Source organism: Pseudobutyrivibrio sp. ACV-2, from assembly GCF_900107545.1.
Lineage (GTDB): Bacteria > Bacillota > Clostridia > Lachnospirales > Lachnospiraceae > Pseudobutyrivibrio.
Genome location: NZ_FNQZ01000003.1, coordinates 152,158 through 171,832, shown reverse-complemented (window position 1 = coordinate 171,832; position 19,675 = coordinate 152,158). Strand labels below are relative to the sequence as shown.

18 protein-coding genes, 1 pseudogene and 1 other annotated feature are annotated in these 19,675 nt (G+C 41.4%); of the genes and pseudogenes, 1 reads left to right on the top strand and 18 read right to left on the bottom strand.

Annotated elements, in window-relative coordinates; all coding sequences use genetic code 11:
• Window positions 1-86 precede the first annotated feature (86 nt).
• The 5 genes from rpiB to nifJ all read right to left on the bottom strand — a co-directional run bounded on the left by rpiB (window position 87) and on the right by nifJ (window position 5,976).
• A complete protein-coding gene (rpiB, locus tag BLV53_RS05465) occupies window positions 87-533 on the bottom strand; it encodes a ribose 5-phosphate isomerase B (protein WP_090298238.1) in 447 nt (148 codons plus the stop codon).
• Window positions 534-660: 127 nt separating this feature from the next.
• On the bottom strand, window positions 661-1,164 hold the full coding sequence (locus tag BLV53_RS05460) for a YqeG family HAD IIIA-type phosphatase (RefSeq protein ID WP_090298393.1): 504 nt from the start codon (window positions 1,162-1,164) through the stop codon (window positions 661-663).
• A 75-nt stretch (window positions 1,165-1,239) separates the two neighbouring features.
• Entirely contained in the window at window positions 1,240-1,557 is a 318-nt protein-coding gene (locus BLV53_RS05455) for a hypothetical protein (protein ID WP_090298235.1), read from the bottom strand.
• Window positions 1,558-1,640: 83 nt separating this feature from the next.
• Complete coding sequence (gene nrdR, locus BLV53_RS05450; RefSeq protein WP_090298232.1) at window positions 1,641-2,093, bottom strand: transcriptional regulator NrdR; 453 nt, start codon at window positions 2,091-2,093, stop codon at window positions 1,641-1,643.
• 349 nt (window positions 2,094-2,442) lie between these two features.
• Window positions 2,443-5,976 carry a pyruvate:ferredoxin (flavodoxin) oxidoreductase gene (nifJ, locus tag BLV53_RS05445; protein WP_090298229.1) on the bottom strand — a complete coding sequence of 1,178 codons (3,534 nt, stop codon included), beginning with the start codon at window positions 5,974-5,976 and terminating at the stop codon, window positions 2,443-2,445.
• A gap of 301 nt (window positions 5,977-6,277) precedes the next feature.
• Between nifJ and guaB the strand changes: the two genes are divergently transcribed.
• Window positions 6,278-7,735 (top strand): IMP dehydrogenase, encoded by a 1,458-nt coding sequence (guaB, locus tag BLV53_RS05440; RefSeq protein WP_090298226.1) that lies wholly within the window; start codon window positions 6,278-6,280, stop codon window positions 7,733-7,735.
• 147 nt (window positions 7,736-7,882) lie between these two features.
• On the opposite strand, the gene BLV53_RS05435 is transcribed toward guaB, so the two are convergent.
• From BLV53_RS05435 to BLV53_RS05380, 13 genes and pseudogenes are all read right to left on the bottom strand, one after another.
• On the bottom strand, window positions 7,883-8,464 hold the full coding sequence (locus BLV53_RS05435) for an ATP-binding cassette domain-containing protein (protein ID WP_090298224.1): 582 nt from the start codon (window positions 8,462-8,464) through the stop codon (window positions 7,883-7,885).
• The gene (locus BLV53_RS05430; protein ID WP_442960178.1) at window positions 8,465-8,971 is read right to left on the bottom strand and encodes an ABC transporter permease; all 507 of its coding nucleotides are present in this window, start codon (window positions 8,969-8,971) and stop codon (window positions 8,465-8,467) included.
• Window positions 8,972-9,209: 238 nt separating this feature from the next.
• On the bottom strand, window positions 9,210-10,280 hold the full coding sequence (locus BLV53_RS05425) for an ABC transporter substrate-binding protein (protein ID WP_090298218.1): 1,071 nt from the start codon (window positions 10,278-10,280) through the stop codon (window positions 9,210-9,212).
• Between the two features lie 384 nt (window positions 10,281-10,664).
• Window positions 10,665-11,252 (bottom strand): anthranilate synthase component II, encoded by a 588-nt coding sequence (locus BLV53_RS05420; RefSeq protein WP_090298215.1) that lies wholly within the window; start codon window positions 11,250-11,252, stop codon window positions 10,665-10,667.
• Window positions 11,249-12,778 carry an anthranilate synthase component I gene (trpE, locus tag BLV53_RS05415; RefSeq protein WP_090298212.1) on the bottom strand — a complete coding sequence of 510 codons (1,530 nt, stop codon included), beginning with the start codon at window positions 12,776-12,778 and terminating at the stop codon, window positions 11,249-11,251. Before trpE ends, BLV53_RS05420 begins: the two co-directional genes overlap by 4 nt.
• On the bottom strand, window positions 12,768-13,544 hold the full coding sequence (gene trpA / locus BLV53_RS05410) for a tryptophan synthase subunit alpha (protein ID WP_090298210.1): 777 nt from the start codon (window positions 13,542-13,544) through the stop codon (window positions 12,768-12,770). Before trpA ends, trpE begins: the two co-directional genes overlap by 11 nt.
• Window positions 13,537-14,727, bottom strand: coding sequence for a tryptophan synthase subunit beta (trpB, locus tag BLV53_RS17295; RefSeq protein ID WP_278335378.1), 1,191 nt, complete (start codon window positions 14,725-14,727; stop codon window positions 13,537-13,539). Before trpB ends, trpA begins: the two co-directional genes overlap by 8 nt.
• Window positions 14,728-14,769: 42 nt before the next feature.
• Window positions 14,770-15,339, bottom strand: a pseudogene (locus BLV53_RS17715) (phosphoribosylanthranilate isomerase); the annotation flags it as partial.
• Window positions 15,340-15,344: 5 nt separating this feature from the next.
• Entirely contained in the window at window positions 15,345-16,124 is a 780-nt protein-coding gene (gene trpC, locus BLV53_RS05400) for an indole-3-glycerol phosphate synthase TrpC (protein WP_090298202.1), read from the bottom strand.
• On the bottom strand, window positions 16,090-17,157 hold the full coding sequence (gene trpD / locus BLV53_RS05395) for an anthranilate phosphoribosyltransferase (protein WP_090298199.1): 1,068 nt from the start codon (window positions 17,155-17,157) through the stop codon (window positions 16,090-16,092). The genes trpC and trpD overlap by 35 nt, the downstream gene beginning before the upstream one ends.
• Before the next feature lie 86 nt (window positions 17,158-17,243).
• Window positions 17,244-17,489: a binding site (T-box leader), on the bottom strand.
• A gap of 87 nt (window positions 17,490-17,576) precedes the next feature.
• A complete protein-coding gene (locus BLV53_RS05390) occupies window positions 17,577-18,317 on the bottom strand; it encodes an amino acid ABC transporter ATP-binding protein (protein WP_090298196.1) in 741 nt (246 codons plus the stop codon).
• Window positions 18,318-18,992: an amino acid ABC transporter permease gene (locus BLV53_RS05385; RefSeq protein WP_090298194.1), complete on the bottom strand. Its 675-nt coding sequence runs from the start codon at window positions 18,990-18,992 to the stop codon at window positions 18,318-18,320.
• Window positions 18,973-19,632 carry an amino acid ABC transporter permease gene (locus BLV53_RS05380; RefSeq protein WP_090298191.1) on the bottom strand — a complete coding sequence of 220 codons (660 nt, stop codon included), beginning with the start codon at window positions 19,630-19,632 and terminating at the stop codon, window positions 18,973-18,975. Before BLV53_RS05380 ends, BLV53_RS05385 begins: the two co-directional genes overlap by 20 nt.
• Window positions 19,633-19,675 lie beyond the last annotated feature (43 nt).

Sequence of the window (19,675 nt, the reverse complement as noted above, 5' to 3'; positions counted from 1 at the left end):
TAATCCTCCTCTAACTATATACAAGCATGGGTAAAACCCTATAATTTACGTGTTAGTCTCACAGAGACTAAAAAAGTATATCAGAATTATTGCTCATTTTCAATAGCAGAAATCATATCTATTCTGATCTGATGTCTTCCGCCACCCTCAAATTCTGCCTCCAAGAAGCTTTTAACAATATCTTTTGCAAGCTCAGAGCCTACTATTCTAGCACCGAATGCAATCATATTTGCATTGTTGTGCTGGCGGATAAGACGAGCTGTTGCTGTATCTGAGCAAACTCCGCAACGGATGCCTTTTACTTTATTGGCTGCAAGAGAAATGCCTACACCTGTACCACAAATAAGAACACCAAGGTCTACTTCTCCGGAAGCTACCATATCAGCTGCTTTTTTGCCATATTCTGGATAATGGCAGCTTTCATTATCATCTGTGCCGATGTTAATTACCTCATGTCCTAGGCTTTCAATGTACTCCTTGATTTCGAATTTAAGGTCTGTTGCTGCGTGATCGTTTGCGATTACGATTTTCATTATATGTGTTCTCCTTTAGTTTATATAAATTTTATATATACAACACCTCATCCGCCCCTCGCCGGGGTGGCAGATAACGCTAAAGCATTATCTCTTCCCTCCGGGCACCTTCCCCTCAAGGGGAAGGCTATAAGTTCATTTTATATCCTAAAAGAATAAAAAATTCTAAGAAGCGTTTTAGGATAATTTGAGGCTCCTCATGCCATTTAAGAACTGGCTTTACGAGGATAGAATGAACCCCCGCTCTGTTTGCGCCCCATATGTCTGTAAGAATCTGGTCTCCGACAAATAATGTGTTTGTCTCGTCTGTACCCATTTGAGCCATGGCTTTTTGGTACCCTTTGGCGCTTGGCTTATTTGCCTTATAAATGTAGGAACAATAGGTGACAGCCTCTTTGAAGGTCTTGACCCTTGGTTCCTTATTGTTTGATAAAAGAAGCGCTTCAAAGCCTATGTCATGTAATTCTTTAAATAAAGCTTTTGCTCTGTCATCCGCTGGAGCGTTATGTGGAACCAAAGTGTTGTCCACATCAAATATGACACCCCTATACCCCTTGTTATATAACTCCTTGAAATTAATTGAATAAGTACTATCTACATAGTCTTTTGGATATAAATTACGTTTACTCATGGAGATGATTGTAGCACAACAAATCACATAATAAAAGAAGCACATCATTCGATGCGCTTCAAATTATTGTCCATTTTATAATGAAAAATTCTCTAATCCTCTAAATGAAGAAGAATCAATCACCGGTTTTTCCTGTACAAAATACTGATATTGATGAATGGTTGTGTCCTCTTCCATATCACTTACAGCTTTTTCAACATTTTTCTTGACTTCAACAAATCCTTCATACCTAATCTCTACTGTAGCAGCAGGTTCGTCTCCAAAAGTTTTTGTGGTATCTTTTGTGATATCTTCTACAGGCTGTTCCACAGGAATAGGATTAATATCTAGTCTGTTTCTTATTGAACTGTTATCGTAAAACTCCATTGATGGGCGAATACCTGATAAATTCATATGTGTCTCCATTTCTCGTAGACTAATTTCATCTCTCTGATCTATATGTCTGTGTATCGGATAGAAAGGATAAAAGCTTAATTTTACTTATCAAGAACTCGCTTAAGCTCATCCATAAATGTATTAACATCCTTGAATTCACGGTAAACTGATGCAAAACGAACGTAAGCTACCGGATCAACGTTTTCAAGGTGTTCCATTACGATTTCTCCGATTTTGGTGCTAGGAATTTCCTTTTCTTCTAATGAAAAGATTTCTGTTTCAATTTCATCTACTACTTTTGATATTTGAGCTGCAGAAACTGGTCTTTTACGGCAAGCTATGAGAACGCCCTTTTCAACCTTAGTGCGGTCGTATGGCTCTCTGTTATTATCTTTTTTTATTACAATAAGCGGAATAGTTTCCACCTTTTCGTATGTAGTGAAACGCTTTCCACACTCTGGGCAAGAACGTCTACGGCGAATAGAAGTATTGTCATCCGCAGGTCTTGAATCAATTACGCTTGTATCGTTGCTACCACAAAATGGACACTTCATAAATTCCTCCCTAATAGTTAATGGCTCGCACTGTTAAGGCATTAAATATTGGTATATCCCTAGTCCGCATTGTTACGCTATCAATCATGAGTATAGCTACGTTCGACTAGCATGTCTCACTGCGCAATACTCATAATTGATAGCTACAATGCTCATCTAATCACTATAGTGTGTTAATTTATGCTGTTAATTACAGTGCTATCTTTAATTTATTACACAATTAATTTATTTCGTTACGGATAATACCACAATATCTAGTATCATTTTATCAGTTTCGCTACTATGACGCAAGAAAAAAAGCCCCACGCTTTTAAAGCGCGGGGCTTAGATTATCTTGAATATCTATATCTTATGAATAGAGATCTACAAGCTTCTTAAGGTGTGAGTAACGCTCCTTAGCTGTCTCCTCGTTGAGTGCGAAGAGTCTCTCAGCACGCTCTGGGAATGCCTTTGTAAGACGAGCATAACGTGTCTCGTTCTTGAGGAAGTCCTGATACTTGCTGTAGTCACCTTCCTTAGAAGTAAGAGTGAATGGATTCTTTCCTTCCTTCTTAAGGTCTGGGTTGAATGAGAAGAGGTTCCAGTAACCAGCCTCTACAGCCTTCTTCATCTCATCCTGGCAGTGGTTCATACCGCCCTTAACACCGTGGAGCTCACATGGAGCGTATCCGATGATAAGTGAAGGTCCGTTGTAAGCTTCTGCTTCTGCAAGAACCTTAACAGCCTGAGCCATGTTAGCACCAAGTGCAATCTGAGCTACATATACATAACCGTATGACATAGCGATTTCAGAAAGAGACTTCTTAGACATCTCCTTACCTGATGCAGCGAACTGGCAAACTTCACCGATGTTAGAAGCCTTAGATGCCTGTCCACCTGTGTTAGAGTACATCTCTGTATCGAATACCATAACGTTTACGTTCTCGCCAGATGCAAGTACGTGATCAAGACCGCCGAATCCGATATCGTATGCCCAACCGTCACCACCGAAGATCCATACAGACTTCTTAGCGAGGTAATCCTTAAGAGCAAGTGCTGCCTTAGCGTCCTCTGAACCGTTCTTCTCAAGCTCAGCTACGAGTACGTCTGTTGCTGCACCGTTCTCACGTGTGCTGTTGATTGTCTCTTCGAACTTAGCGAATGCTGCCTTAAGCTCGTCTGAACCAGCCTCTGCTGCCTTCTTAGCAGACTCGATAGCGCGCTCGCGGAGGTACTTCTGACCAACTTCCATACCTAAACCGTGCTGTGCGTTATCCTCGAAGAGTGAGTTACACCATGCTGGACCCTTCTTAGAATCCTTGTTAACTGTGAATGGTGATGTAGCTGCAGGACCACCCCAAATTGAAGAACATCCTGTAGCGTTTGAAATATACATATGCTCACCGAAGAGCTGTGTGATAAGTCTTGCGTATGAAGTCTCTGCACAACCTGCACATGATCCTGAGAACTCAAGGAGTGGCTGGTTGAACTGTGAGCCCTTAACTGTAAGGTCAGAACCTGCTGCTTCCTTACGTCCAACATTAGCTACTAAGTAGTTGAATACTGGCTGCTCGTCTGCTTCTTCTGCCTGTGGAACCATTGTGATAGCACCAACTGGACATACAGTTGTACACTCACCACATCCCATACAGTCAAGTGGAGATACAGACATTGTGTACTTGTACTCAGAAGCCTTTGGCTTTGTATCAGCAAGCTTGATGTTTGCTGGAGCTGCCTTAACTTCATCCTCTGAAAGCATGTAAGGACGGATTGTAGCGTGTGAACATACGAATGCACACTGGTTACACTGGATACACTTCTCTGGATCCCATGTAGGAACTGTTACAGCTGTACCACGCTTCTCGTAAGCTGCAGCACCAAGCTCGAACTGTCCGTTTGGATTCTCTGTAAATGCAGAAACTGGAAGTGAATCACCATCCATCTTAGAGATAGGCTCAAGGAGATTCTTAACCATCTTAACAACCTCTGGGCGTCCCTCAAGCTCTGGCTTAACAGGATCTGCTACTGGGTTCTTCCATGAATCTGGAACTTCTACCTTATGTACAGCATCAACACCAGCGTCGATAGCGTTGTAGTTCATGTTTACAACGTCATCACCCTTCTTACCGTAAGACTTCTTTGCAGCCTGCTTCATGTAATCAACAGCCTCATCGATAGGCATTACATCAGCGAGCTTGAAGAATGCTGACTGAAGGATTGTATTTGTACGCTTACCCATACCAATTTCGATAGCCTTATCGATAGCATTGATTGTGTAAAGCTGGATGTTGTTATCAGCGATGTACTTCTTAGCTTCAGCGTTGAGCTTCTGCTCAAGCTCTTCATCTGACCACTGGCAGTTGATCATGAATACTCCGCCTGGCTTAACGTCCTGAACCATCTTCATGCCCTGTGTAACGTAAGCTGGGTTGTGGCAAGCTACGAAGTCAGCCTGGTTGATATAGTAAGGAGACTTGATTGGGTTGTCACCAAAACGAAGGTGAGAAATTGTAACACCACCAGTCTTCTTTGAGTCATACTGGAAGTATGCCTGGATGAACTTGTCTGTGTGGTCACCGATGATCTTTGTAGAGTTCTTGTTAGCACCTACAGTACCGTCACCACCAAGACCCCAGAACTTGCATTCCTTTGTACCAGGAGCTGAAGTAATAGGAGCTGGCTTAACCTCTGGAAGTGAAAGGTTAGTAACGTCATCAACGATACCGATTGTGAATCTAGCCTTAGGAGCATCCTTCTCAAGTTCCTTGTATACAGCGAATACTGATGAAGGAGGAGTATCCTTTGAACCAAGACCATATCTACCACCGCAGATAGTGATGTCGTTAAGACCTGCTTCACGAAGTGTTGTAGCAACATCAAGGTAAAGAGGATCAGCAAGAGCACCTGGCTCCTTTGTTCTATCAAGGATAGCGATCTTCTTTGCTGTCTTAGGAAGTGCAGCAAGGAATGCCTCTGAAGACCATGGTCTGTAAAGACGAACCTTAAGTACACCAACCTTCTCGCCATGTGCGTTGAGGTAATCAATAACCTCTTCTGCTACGTCGTTGATTGAACCCATAGCGATGATGATTCTATCTGCATCAGCAGCACCATAGTAGTTGAAAAGCTTGTAATCTGTACCAAGCTTTGCATTTACCTTGTCCATGTACTTCTGAACAACTGCTGGGAAGTTATCATAGTATGTGTTGCATGCTTCTCTGTGCTGGAAGAAAACGTCACCGTTCTCATGAGAACCACGCATTGTAGGATGCTCTGGATTAAGTGCACGAGCTCTGAACTCGTTGATTGCATCCATGTTAACCATTTCTTTAAGATCTGCATAATCCCACTTCTCGATCTTCTGGATTTCGTGTGATGTACGGAAACCATCGAAGAAGTTAAGTACAGGTACCTTACCCTCGATAGCTGCAAGGTGAGCTACTGGAGCAAGATCCATTACTTCCTGTGGATTTGTCTCGCATAACATAGCGAAACCTGTCTGACGACAAGCGTAAACATCTGAGTGATCACCAAAGATGTTAAGTGACTGTGTAGCAACTGTACGAGCTGATACATCGAATACACAAGGAAGCTGCTCTGCAGCGATCTTGTACATATTAGGGATCATAAGAAGAAGACCCTGTGAAGCTGTAAATGTAGTTGTGAGTGCACCTGCACCAAGTGAACCGTGAACGGCACCTGCAGCACCTGCCTCAGACTCCATTTCTACAACCTTTACCTGATTTCCAAAGATATTCTCAAGGCCTGCTGCTGACCACTGGTCAACGAAATCGGCCATTGGGCTGGATGGTGTGATTGGGTAGATAGCGGCAACATCAGTAAACGCATAAGCTACGTGTGCTGCAGCCTGGTTACCATCCATAGACTGTTTTGCTCTTGGCATTTCTAAATCCTCCTTATTATATGAGACATTTAAAGTTACCAGAGTGGACATATTTTCAAACCGGTGCCCACTCCCATAATGTCGTGATTATATATTAGAACTAATGAAAATAAATTTCAATAAAGCAAAAGGCCAATTCTGTTCATTTTGGGGTACAAAATTGTTAAATATTTTTGTCTGCTTATTTTCATTGGTAAAAATTTAACAAAATATCTCATTGACATTGTGAACTTTGTTAAATATAATTTTAAAAACTTTTATAGTTTTACAGTCATGAATTATAGAAAGCGAGGTTCCCCCTATGGCATCGATTATCGGTGATGGTATTACTTTCGACGACGTCTTACTGGTTCCACAGTATTCGGAAGTTACCCCAAATCTTATTGATCTTCACACAAAATTAACTTCAAAAATTACACTTAACATTCCTATGATGAGTGCTGCTATGGACACTGTTACAGAGTCACGCATGGCAATCGCAATGGCTCGTCAAGGTGGTATTGGTATCATCCACAAAAATATGTCTATCGAAGCACAGGCTGAAGAAGTAGACAAAGTAAAGCGCTCTGAGAACGGCGTCATCACTGACCCATTCTTCCTTGGTCCAGACAACACACTTGCAGAAGCAAACGAGCTTATGGGCAAGTTCAGAATCTCTGGTGTTCCTATCACAAAAGAAGATGGCACACTAATCGGTATCATCACAAATCGTGACCTCAAATTCGAAACAGATTTCACAAAGAAAATAAGCGAGTCTATGACCTCTGAAGGTCTTGTAACTGCAAAGGAAGGCATCTCTTTAGAAGAAGCAAAGGAAATCCTTGGCAGATCTCGCAAGGAAAAACTTCCTATAGTAGATGACAACTTCAAGCTCAAGGGTCTCATCACAATCAAGGATATTGAAAAGCAAATTAAATACCCTAACGCTGCAAAGGACGATCAGGGAAGACTTCTCTGCGGAGCTGGTGTTGGTATTACTGGAAATATGATGGAAAGAGTTGAAGCTCTTGTTAACGCTCAGGTTGACGTTATCGTTATGGATTCAGCTCACGGACATTCAAAGAACATCATCGAAGCTGTTAAGAAGGTTAAGGCAGCGTATCCTGATTTACAGGTTATCGCTGGAAATATTGCTACAGGCGATGCTACAAAAGCTCTTATCGAGGCTGGCGCTGATGCCGTAAAGGTAGGTATCGGACCTGGTTCTATCTGTACTACTCGTGTGGTTGCAGGTATTGGTGTACCTCAGATTACAGCTATCATGGATTGCTACGCTGTAGCTAAAGAATACAACATTCCTATCATCGCTGATGGTGGTTTGAAGTTCTCTGGTGACCTTACAAAGGCTCTTGCAGCTGGTGGTTCTGTATGTATGATGGGTTCAATGTTTGCAGGCTGCGACGAAGCTCCTGGTTCATTCGAACTCTTCCAGGGTCGTAAGTACAAGGTTTACCGTGGTATGGGTTCTCTTGCAGCTATGGAAAACGGTTCTAAGGATCGTTACTTCCAGGAAGGTGCTAAGAAGCTGGTTCCAGAAGGTGTTGAAGGACGTGTTGCTTATACTGGAAGCCTTGAGGATGTTATCTTCCAGCTCATCGGTGGTATTCGTTCTGGTATGGGTTATTGCGGATGCCCTACTATTCCAGAGCTTCAGGAGCGCGGCAAGTTCGTAAAGATTTCTGCTGCTTCACTTAAGGAGTCTCATCCACATGATATTCACATCACAAAAGAAGCTCCTAACTACTCTGTAGAAGGCTAAAGATAATAATTTAGAATTGAATAATATACGTTGAGAGGCCATTGTTACGGCTACAAACTTATAATCTCTACGCTCGGCTTAGAATGCCTCGCTTAAGAGATTATAAATTTGTTGCCTACAATGGCTTCTTTACGTTATTGAATTTTTTTATTGAATTAATAACGCTTCTCCGGAGAGGGCGTCGACGTCGGTGGGGTCGTGGGTGGTTAAGATTACAGTTTTGTTTGTAGTCAACTCTTTTATTAGAGAAATTACTTTTTCTTTTGTTTCTGTGTCGAGGCCTTTTAGAGGTTCGTCCATGATGAGTAAATCGAAGTCGGCTAGAAGCGCTCTTAGAATGGCTACTCGACGACACATTCCTCCGCTATATTCGGAAACTGTTTTTTTATCTGATGCATCTATGCCTATCTTTGAAAGCAGGCTGATTATTCTTTCATCAGAAATATGGCTGTTTTTTGGTAGCACCATTTTTATGTTTAAAAGTGCTGTAAGATTCATACATAGTCTGTCTTCCTGAAAAACAGCGCTTATTTTTTTGTCTGACAAACCATTTATCTGTCCTGAATCTGCGTTTTCAAGTCCCATCAGAATAGAAAGTAAAGTGGTCTTTCCTACACCGGATTTACCCATGATACAGGTGGTAGTGCCTTCTTTAAAGGTGTGAGTAAAATCATTTAATACGAGCTGCTCATCAAAAGCTTTCGAAAGATTTTTTATAGTTATATCCATTTATCTACCCTCCAGCTTGTTCATGATGAAATTGATAAAAACCATAAATAGCCTGTTAAAAATGATGCTCACTATGATTATGGTAATAGTCCAGGCGAAAAGCTCCGGCGTGTTGAAGTAAATTTTTGCTTCGTAAAGTCTCTCTCCTATTGAACCATTTGGCTGACCAATAACCTCGGCTGCTATTCCTGCTTTAAAACACAGGCCATTTGAAAGGGCGGCAGCTGCTCTATAATATGGTATGACCTGAGGGATGTATATAAACCTGATTTTTCTTGCTATTGAAAGTTTAAAGACCTGAGCCATCTCAAGCATATTTTTATCCATAGAATCAAGTCCCTGAAGAATGTTGGTGTAAATCACAGGAAATGACATTAAAAACGATATAAATACAGAGAGATTTTTAGATGGAATCCAAATCAAAACCAGAATAATAAAGGATGCTACCGGAGTTGATTTGGTAACCGCTATTGGTATGGAAATAAAGTCACGAAATGTTTTTGACAAATATGCGCCTACTGAAAAAAAAGTGCCAATTATATTGGCCAAAAAAAGCCCTACGCATATACGAATCAGTGTAAATAATATGGACTGCCAAAAAGAGGCTATTCCAAGCATATTCCATAGACATTTTAGGGTGTCTACGGGTGATGCTAATAGAATAGCCGAATCTACATACATTGATAGGAGCTGCCATACCAAAAGCCAGATAATGACAGCCCCTACTTTTATATTTTTTTGTTTTTTACTGGATGTAATAGAATTCATCTGTTGGTAATTTTCCGCCTACGGCCTGTGGATTCTGGTTGAAGAGCTCTTCAAGATAGCCTGAAAGCTTGTCCTTCATTTCAGAACCTGCGATAAATGTGATATTGCAGTAAGGAATAGCCTGTTTTGCCACTGCTGCTTTGATTATATCATATTTTTCGATAAGTTCAGAAGCTTCATCCACACTGTCATTTGTGTAGGCTGTAGATGCTTCATACTGCTCTAAGAAAAGCTTTACGGCATCTGGATGTTCATTAACAAAATCTGTTCTGGCAACAACTACACCTGTTACAAGGGAAGCTGATGATCCACTGTTCTTTGCTGAATTTTCCCACTCTTTTGTCATATCAAGAGCGATGCGCATGCTATCGTTTTGCATAAGTGCTGTAGTAACAAATGGCTGTGGAAGCATTGCTACTCCATCCTCGTCATTTGCAAGAGCTGCGACACATTCAGCATGCTCTGATTTGTATTCGATAGTTACATCTTTTTCTGGGTCGATACCATTTGATGAGAGCATGTAGTTAAGGGCAAATTCTGGGGTTGCGCCCTTTCCGCTGGCGTAGATCGTCTTGCCCTTTAGGTCTGAAACAGACTGGATTGTATCTCCGTTTTCAACGATGTAAAGTACTCCAAGTGTGTTGATGGCGAGTACCTGTACCTTACCCTCTGTCTTATTAAATAATACTGATGCAAGGTTGGCTGGAACTGCTGCGATGTCTACATTTCCCTGAACGATAGATGGTGTGAGCTCATCTGGTGCTGCTGAGATAGAAAACTCATAGTGATTTGTAGCGGTATCATCATTTTCTGCTGCTTCCATAAGCTGGACCATGCCCATAGCTGTAGGTCCTTTGAGGGCTGCTACTCTTACGTCGCAATCCTCTGCTGGAGTCTCTGCCTCTGCAGGTGCTTCCTCCTCTACTGTTTCTTCTACAACTGTCGCTTCCTGCTCTGCAGGTGCTGCTTCTTTAGAGGCACCACATGCTACTGTGCCTGATATAAGAAGTGCGGTGACACAAATAAGTGATAATAACTTTTTCTTCATATTGTTCCTCTTTTCTTTGATAGTTAAATTTTTAACTATGTTTACAGTTTGTTATGATAACACTAATTTGTGAAAAAAAATGTACTTTGTAGGGAACATGTAGGTACGGGCACCTCATCAGTCACCTGCGGTGACAGCTTCCCCTCAAGGGGAAGCCTTTTGGGTGTTGGTAGCATGGAGGTACGACACCTCATCAGTCACCTGCGGTGACAGCTTCCCCTCTAGGGGAAGCCTTCCCTCATCCGGCCTGCGGCCACCTTCCCCCAGAGGGGGAAGGCTTTTGTTGTTGGAAGAATGTAGGTATAGTACCTCTTCAGTCACCTAGCGGTGACAGCCTTTCCTCTAGGGGAAGGCTGTTTTTGGCTTCCCCCTGGGGGGAAGCTGTCAGCTTGCTGACTGATGAGGGGTCGTGTGTATAAACCCTTCTATAATACTACGGCCCTGTGGTGTCAAAATTGACTCAGGATGGAACTGGAGGCCGTAGATTTCGTGGTCAGTGTGCTTTACGGCCATGACCTCACCGTCCTCTGTGGTGGCTACTGCTTTAAGGTTCTGTGGTAGTGTGCCCCCATCCACCGCCAAAGAATGGTAACGGGCTACTGTTATTTTTTCTGGCATGTTTTTGAATAGTTTGCAGGATGCATCCAGTGTCACTTCGGATTGCTTGCCATGCATTAGTTCTTTGGCATAGGTGATGGTAGCCCCAAAGGTTTCACAGATAGCCTGATGCCCGAGACATATTCCAAGGATAGGAATCTTGCCTGCGAAATGGGCTATTACATCCTCACAGATACCTGCATCTATCGGGCGACCTGGACCAGGAGATATGATGATGTAGCTTGGAGCCATCTCTTCTATATCGCATATACGGTATTCGTCATTACGAATTACCTTTATGTCTGGATTTACACTTCCTATAAGCTGATAAACGTTGTAGGAAAAGCTATCGTAATTATCAATCAGTAATATCATATTAAGCCTCCCTCTGCCTGTTTCACAGCATTTACAACTGCCTTTGCCTTGTTGATGCACTCTACGGCTTCTTTTTCAGGAACAGAGTCATAAACTATACCTGCTCCTGAGCGGATGCAGATAGTATCAGCCTTTTTATATACAAGACGAATGGCGATACACACATCAAGATTTCCAGTGAAATCAATGTAACCCAATGCTCCACCATAGATTCCACGCTTGCTTTGCTCCAATTCCTCAATAATCTCACAGGCTCTAAACTTTGGAGCCCCCGAAAGTGTGCCAGCCGGAAGAATGGCATCAACTGCATCGATTACATCCTTATCATCAGCAAGCTCTCCGACAACAGTGGAACCTATATGCATTACATGGGAAAATCTCTCAATCTCCATGTACTTATCCACATTTACAGTGCCTATAGCGCTTATTTTTCCAATGTCGTTGCGGCCTAAATCCACCAGCATGTTGTGCTCGGCCTTTTCCTTTTCATCAGCCAAAAGCTCTTTTTCTAATGCCTTGTCTTCCACTTCATCCTCACCTCTTGGTCTGGTGCCTGCCAATGGAAATGTGCTGACCTTTTTCTGTTCTACTTTTACCAGCGTTTCAGGAGATGCTCCCGCAATTTCAATATCATCACTGGAAAAATAAAACATATATGGAGATGGATTACTTGCTCGAAGAAGGCGATAGGTGTCAAAAAGACTGCCTGTAGCCTTTGCACTCATAGGATTGGATAGAACCACCTGGAAAATATCCCCCTCTTTGATGTAATACTTTGCCTTTTCCACCAACGCACCGTACTGCTCATTTGTAAACTTTGGTGTGATGTCTGAATTAAGTATGAGAGGCTCAAACTGCTTTGGTTCACCTGCCATAAGCACTTCTTTTATCTCATATAAATGAGCCTCTGCAGCGGCATAGGCTTTGCTGATATTATCAAGTCTCTTTTCAAATGCATCATAGTAAGCATCTGTATCGCTGATATCAATTCCAGTTATCAGATATATCTTCTGTTTGAAATTATCAAAGGCGATGACATCATCAAACAGCATCAGATCCATGTCCTTGAAATCATCATCCCCATGATTTTCAAGGCGAAGCTTTGGTTCACTATATTTTATGTAATCATAGGAAAAATAGCCCACAAGTCCACCGGTAAATGTAGGAAGTCCTGGAACTGTCGGACTTTTGTATTTTGAGATAATTTCACGCAAGACCTCACCTGGATGCTTCACATCACGTTCTTCAATCAATAGCTTATCCTTGCCATCGTTTTCCTTTATTAAAACAATTCCATCCTGACAGGTAACCTCCAACTTTGGATTAAAACCTAAGAAAGAATATCTGCCCCAGGTTTCACTCTGGCTGGCGCTCTCTAAAAGATAACATTGATGGCTGGCATTTTTAATACGACGAACTGCCTCAATAGTAGTTAAACTATCAGAGAGCAACTCTATCGCTACAGGGACACGCTTATACTGCCCTGTCTCTGCGTATTTAATTACCTCATTTAAACTAGGAAACATAGTAGGCCTCTTTCATATCTTTAACCAGTTTTCCAACCTGAGCTGGAGCATCTTTACCATACTGTTCAATCACTCTAACTATGGCAGAGCCAACTATTGCACCATCTGCAATATCTGCCATCTGTGCCGCCTGTGCAGGTGTTGAAATACCAAAACCTACAGCACATGGAACGTCGGTATTTTTTCTTACTCTATCTACTAATGATTTAATATTTCCATTAAGCTCTGCTCTGGTTCCTGTGACACCAAGGCTTGAAACGATATAGATAAAGCCTTTGGCATCAGCAGAAATTTCATCAATTCTGTCCTCTGAAGTAGGAGCAATCATTGATACAAATTCAACATCATAGTTTAAAGCTACATCCTCAAACTCAGCCTTTTCCTCAAATGGAACATCTGGAAGGATAATTCCACAGATGCCAGTCTCCTGACAACGCTTAAAAAATCTATCGATTCCGTAAGAATAAACCACATTGGCATAGGTCATGAAAACAAGTGGAATGGAAACCTCACTACTTATTTCTGAAACCATTTCAAATACATGATCTGTTGTAATATTATTCTTAAGAGCTCTGATGTTTGCTTCCATAATGACAGGTCCCTCTGCTGTAGGATCTGAAAATGGGATGCCAAGTTCTATCAAATCCGCTCCATTTTTTTCCATCTGTCTGATGATTTCCTTTGTGGTTTCAAGGTCTGGATCGCCACAGGTGATAAATGGAATGAATGCCTTTTTATTGTTAAATGCCTCTGAAATCTTACTCATAAATATCTTCTCCTCTGTATCTAGCAATTGCTGCGCAATCCTTGTCGCCTCTTCCTGAAACTGTAACCATGATGATTTGATCTTTGCTCATGGTTGGGGCAAGCTTCATGGCATAGGCAATGGCATGTGAGCTTTCGATAGCAGCAATAATGCCTTCTGTTTTAGCGATATACTCAAAGGCTTCAACTGCCTCTTCATCTGTAACAGGCACATACTCTGCTCTTTTGATGTCGTGGAGATATGCATGCTCTGGGCCAACGCCTGGATAATCAAGTCCGGCTGAAATAGAGTAAACTGGAGCAATCTGTCCATATTCATCCTGGCAGAAATAAGATTTCATTCCATGGAAGATGCCGATTTTTCCTGTATTTACTGTAGCAGCTGTCTCAAAGGTATCGATTCCACGTCCTGCGGCCTCGCAGCCTATAAGCTTTACTCCCTCGTCTCCTATATAGTGATAAAAGCTTCCGATAGCGTTGCTTCCACCACCTACGCAGGCGATTACAGCATCTGGAAGACGACCTTCCTTTTCCAAAATCTGCTGACGGCTTTCCTTTGAAATAACAGCCTGAAAATCACGTACGATAGTAGGGAATGGATGAGGTCCCATTACAGAACCAAGGCAATAATGTGTGTCATCGATTCTGGTAGTCCACTCTCTCATACACTCTGAAACCGCATCCTTAAGAGTAGCTGTACCGCTTTTTACAGGGACAACATCAGCACCTAAAAGCTTCATACGATATACATTAAGTGCCTGGCGCTTTGTATCTTCCTCACCCATGAAAACCACACACTCCATACCAAGAAGTGCTGCTGCTGTGGCCGTGGCAACGCCGTGCTGGCCTGCACCTGTTTCTGCAATAAGTCTAGTTTTTCCCATCTTTTTAGCTAAAAGAGCCTGACCTAATACATTGTTAATCTTGTGTGCACCTGTGTGATTCAAATCCTCTCTCTTGAGATAAATTTTGGCGCCACCTAAATCCTCTGTCATCTTTTTTGCATAGTACAAAAGACTTGGGCGATTAGCATAGTCATTTAAAAGCTCTGTAAGCTCTCTATTAAATTCCGGGTCATCCTTGTAATGATTGTAAGCTTCCTCAAGCTCGTTTACTGCATTCATGAGAGTTTCTGGAATGTACTGACCTCCATGAACACCAAACCTTCCTTTGCTTTTAACCACTTTTTTATCCCCTCTGTTTTCTCTTACCGCATTTACGAATTCCTTCATCTTCTGACCATCCTTAAGCTTGTCAGTTTCGATTCCAGAGCTTACATCTACGCCATATGGCTTTGTCACCTGAATGGCTTCTGAGACGTTTTCCTGGTTCAGCCCACCTGCAAGGATAAATGGTCTATCTATATATGTAAGTAGCTTTAAATCGTTGATTGGCTTGCCCTCACCGTTTCCCGCATCAAGCATAATCATGTCTGCGCTGGATTTTTCAGCCTTAATAAGTTCCTCTGGTGAATTAGCTTTGAAGGTTTTAATGACAGGAATGTTATTGTCCATAAGCTCCTTGATGTAGTCCTCACTTTCATTGCCGTGAAGCTGAGCTACATCGATAATGTTTTCATCAAAAAGCTCTTCTACCTGCTTTACCGGCGCATCTACGAAAACTCCTACAGCCTTTATTTCTGGATTTAAAAGCTTTTTTAATTCCTTCGCTCTTTGCCTTGTAACATTTCGTCTGCTTTTCTCATAGAAAACAAATCCAATGTACTCTGGCTTTAATTCATTTGCCTTTTTTATATCCGCCTCTCTTGTGAGACCACAAAGCTTAATTGTTGTCATTTCTCTTACCTTCCCTTTAGCTCTTCTAGTTTTGCTTTTTTATCAGTTGCTCTCATTAAGGTTTCACCTATGAGAACTGCATCAACGCCAGCTACCCGCAGTGCCTTTATGTCGCTTGCTTCCTTTATTCCGCTTTCAGATACAAATAGCACATCCCCCGGAATGAGATTTCTAAGTTTGGTGCTGTTTGCTGTATCAACTGAAAAATCCTTTAGGTTTCTGTTGTTTACACCTATCACTCTGGCTCCTGCTCTTACCGCCTTCATGATTTCTATTTCATCATGAGCTTCAACAAGTGCTGTCAATCCCAGGCTATCGCATATACGAATATATTTAAAAAGCTCATTTTCTGTCAGTATTGCAACTATCAAAAGTACTGCCTTTGCTCCAAGGATTTTAGCTTCGTATATCATATATTCATCAACCACAAAATCCTTTCGGATGGTAGGGATGTTTACCGTATTTGCGATATCTCGTAAATATTCATCTTTGCCCAGGAACCATTTAGGCTCAGTCAGCACTGATATACAATCAGCTCCTGCTGCCTCGTAATCTTTAGCAATCTGTAAATAATCAAACTCTTCTGCAATTATTCCCTTTGATGGAGATGCCTTTTTACATTCACAGATAAAAGCAATATCACCTTTTGTCAGTGCTTTCTCAAATTCGAAATTACCCTTTTTAAGTTTTAAGGCGTCAGATTTGACCTGCGACAAAGGTTTTTTCTGTTTTGCCTGACTTACCCTATATTTAGCATGCTCCGCTATTTGCTCTAGTATGTTCATCCATATCCTCTTCTTTAATTTCGTTACTTACAAGAATGAATTTTTCAAGTGTCTCAAGTGCTTTTCCTGAATCGATTATTTCTTCTGCAAGTTTTACGCCTTCTGCAAAGCTGTCTGCCTTGCCGCCTATGTAAAGAGATGCTCCAGCATTTAATAAAACTGCGTTTCTCTTTGGTCCTCTCTCACCATTTAAAATGGCTCTTGTGATTTTTGCATTTTCTTCTGGAGTACCGCCCTTTAAATCTTCTTTAGTACATTTTTCAAATCCAAAATCCTCAGGCTCAATAATATAGGTTTTGTACCATCCATCATTTATCTCGCAAATCTTGGTTTGAGCACTAAGTGAAATCTCATCAAGCTTGTCCATTCCGTAAACCACCATGCCGCGTTTGACCCCTAAGCTGATAAGAACCTGAGCAAGTGGCTCAACAAGATATTCATCATATACGCCAAGGAGCTGCATGCTAGGTGTGGCTGGATTTGTAAGAGGACCTAGGATATTGAACACTGTTCTAAAGCCCAGCTCTTTTCTGATAGCTCCTACATATTTCATTGATGTGTGATATTTCTGAGCGAAAAAGAAGCACATTCCAACTTTTTCTAAAAGCTCCACACACTTTTCAGGATCCTGTGAGATATTAACCCCCAGCGCCTCAAGACAATCTGCTGTTCCACAAAGTGAAGATGCTGCTCTGTTACCATGCTTAGCTACCTTCATTCCACCTGCTGCAGCAACCAGGGCTGATGTAGTGGAAATGTTAAAGCTGTGTGCATTGTCTCCGCCTGTGCCTACGATTTCAAACACATCCATGTTTGTTACAACCTTTGTAGCATGCTCTCTCATGGCAGCTGCACAGCCTGCGATTTCATCTGTGGTCTCTGCTCTTGCACTTTTGGTAGATAATGCTGCAAGAAATGCTACGTTTTGTGTTGGGCTGGTGTCGCCATCCATAATCTCATTCATTACTGCATATGCCTCATCATATGTAAGGTCACCCTTGTTTACGATTTTTACGATTGCTTCTTTAATCATGTCAATTCCTCCTGCTGCTATCTGACGCTGTTTCTATCTGGAAATAAAAAAGTCCCTGATAGAAACCACTTAAATTAATAGTTTCTATCAAGGACGAAAATTCTTTTCCGCGGTGCCACCTTGAATTCATGAATGAATCATGCACTTTACAGGATACCATCATATCCCTGACGACTGACGCGCGCCCTACGTCGTGCAATACTCTAATGCCAAAGCACTATTTCCTCACGCCCTCAGGAGTCCATTCCCTAATTACTAGCTTACTGCATCCCACCATCGCAGCTCTCTAAAAAGCATCATAAAGAGGTACTCCTCTCCCTCATCGGTTTAACGCTTTATCAAGTTGAAGTAAGTGTATCATTCAAATACAGTTGTGTCAATCAATTTTTCTGAAAATTACAAAGTTTAATTTAGATTTATCAATCATATGTAAATGTCTTTAAAAATTTCTTGGCTCTGTCAGTTTTTGGCTCTGCAAAAAAGTCCTTTACTTCAGTTGTCTCCTCTACAATATCACCCTTATCTAAAAAGATAATTCTATCTGCAATAGCCTTGGCGAAATCCATCTCATGAGTAACGATAAGCATGGTTGAACCTGCTTTTGCAAGAGCAATCATGGTCTCTAACACCTCATGAACCATCTCAGGATCTAAGGCTGCTGTGACCTCATCAAATAAAATAACCTCAGGATGCATGAGCAGTGCTCTAACGATTGCAACTCTTTGCTTTTGTCCACCTGAAAGCTGGCGAGGATAGTAATCCTTTTTATCCACAAGGCCAACCTTGTCAAGAAGCTCTAATGCTTCTTTGATGGCGTCCTCTCTTGTTCTCTTTTGAACCTTTGTTGGGGCGAGAATGCAGTTTTCAAGTACTGTTTTATGAGGGAAAAGCTCGTAGGACTGAAATACCATTCCTATTTTCTGTCGAAGCTTTGTAATGTCACGCTTGCCTGCCTCCACTGGAAGACCGTCTACAGTGATAACACCGCCCTGAATATCCTCAAGGCCGTTTAAGCATCTAAGAAATGTACTTTTACCGCAGCCAGATGGTCCAATTATAACGACTACTTCTCCCTTCTTTACGGAAAGGTTTATATCCTTTAAAACTACATTTGCTCCAAATTCTTTGTGTAAATGTGTAACCTTTAATAATTCGCTCATTTATGCCCACCTTTTTTCTAAATATACGCTGAGCCTGCTGATTGGCCAGCACACTAGGAAATATAGTAAAAACACTACTGCAAATACTCCAAAAGCCGCATTTGGAGATACCTTTCTATTAGCTTCGATTATCTGCTGCGCTACCTTTAGCACTTCCACTATTCCAATCATCATTACAAGGGATGTGGTTTTAATCATTCTGGTAATGAGGTTAATAGAAAGTGGAATCAGACGTCTGACGGTCTGAGGCAATATAATGTAAAGGTATGTCTGAATTTTGTCCATGCCAAGGGCAAAGGCTGATTCAAACTGGATGTTTGGAATACTTTTAATAGAGCCTCTAACCAAGTCTCCCATTTCTGCTGTACCCCAGAACGTAAATACGAATATGGCAGAGGATTCAGCAGACATATCCCAGCCAAATACTCTGGTGGTGCCAAAATAAACAATAAATAAAAGCACCATCTGTGGCATGATTCTAACTGTCTCTAGATATATCTTTAGAATGACCTTTAATAGCTTGTTTTCTACTGTCATCAGCATACCAACAAGAAGGCCTAAAACTATACTAAGCACCACTGCAATTAAACTGATTTCAATGGAAACCCAAAGTCCCTGTAAGAGTCTAAGGAAATTTGTGCCTTTGAATAAAACATCAATCCCCAAACTGGCCATAGCGCATCCTCCTTTCAATAACTGCTCCCAAAATAGATATTGGAAGAAGCATAATCAGATAAAATACCACCAAAAGGAACAGACATTCTATTGTCTTTGCATACATTCCAATTAAATCCTTGGCTGTAAACATCAAATCCATCAAACTGATTGTGGAGAAAACTGATGTCTCCTTTAAGAGGAAAATAACATTTGCCAGAAGACCTGGAACACTTATAGAAACAGCCTGTGGCAAAATAACATGCCAAAGTGTTTGAAAATCGTTCATTCCAAGACTTAATGCGCTTTCATTTTGGATTGTTGGGATGGCCTCAAGACCACTTCTAAAGGTCTCTATCATGTAAGCTCCTCCAAGAAGTCCAAGACCAAGAATTCCGCAAGCCTCGGCACTAACCTGTATGCCCACCTTTGGTAAAGCAAAATAGATGAAAAACAGCTGTACCAAAAGTGGTGTATTTCTAAATAATTCAATATAGACTCCCACAATACTTTTAAGGACTCTAATTTTAAAATGTAAAATGGCAGAGCCAATCAGACCTATCACAAAAGCCAATAGTATGCCCTGCCATCCAATTTTAAGTGTGAGAATTAAAGCGTCCTTATACAGTGGGAGATATTCAATAAGAATATCTTTATTCATTGCTTAGGTTTCAATTCCTTTCATTTCGTAATTATCGTAATTA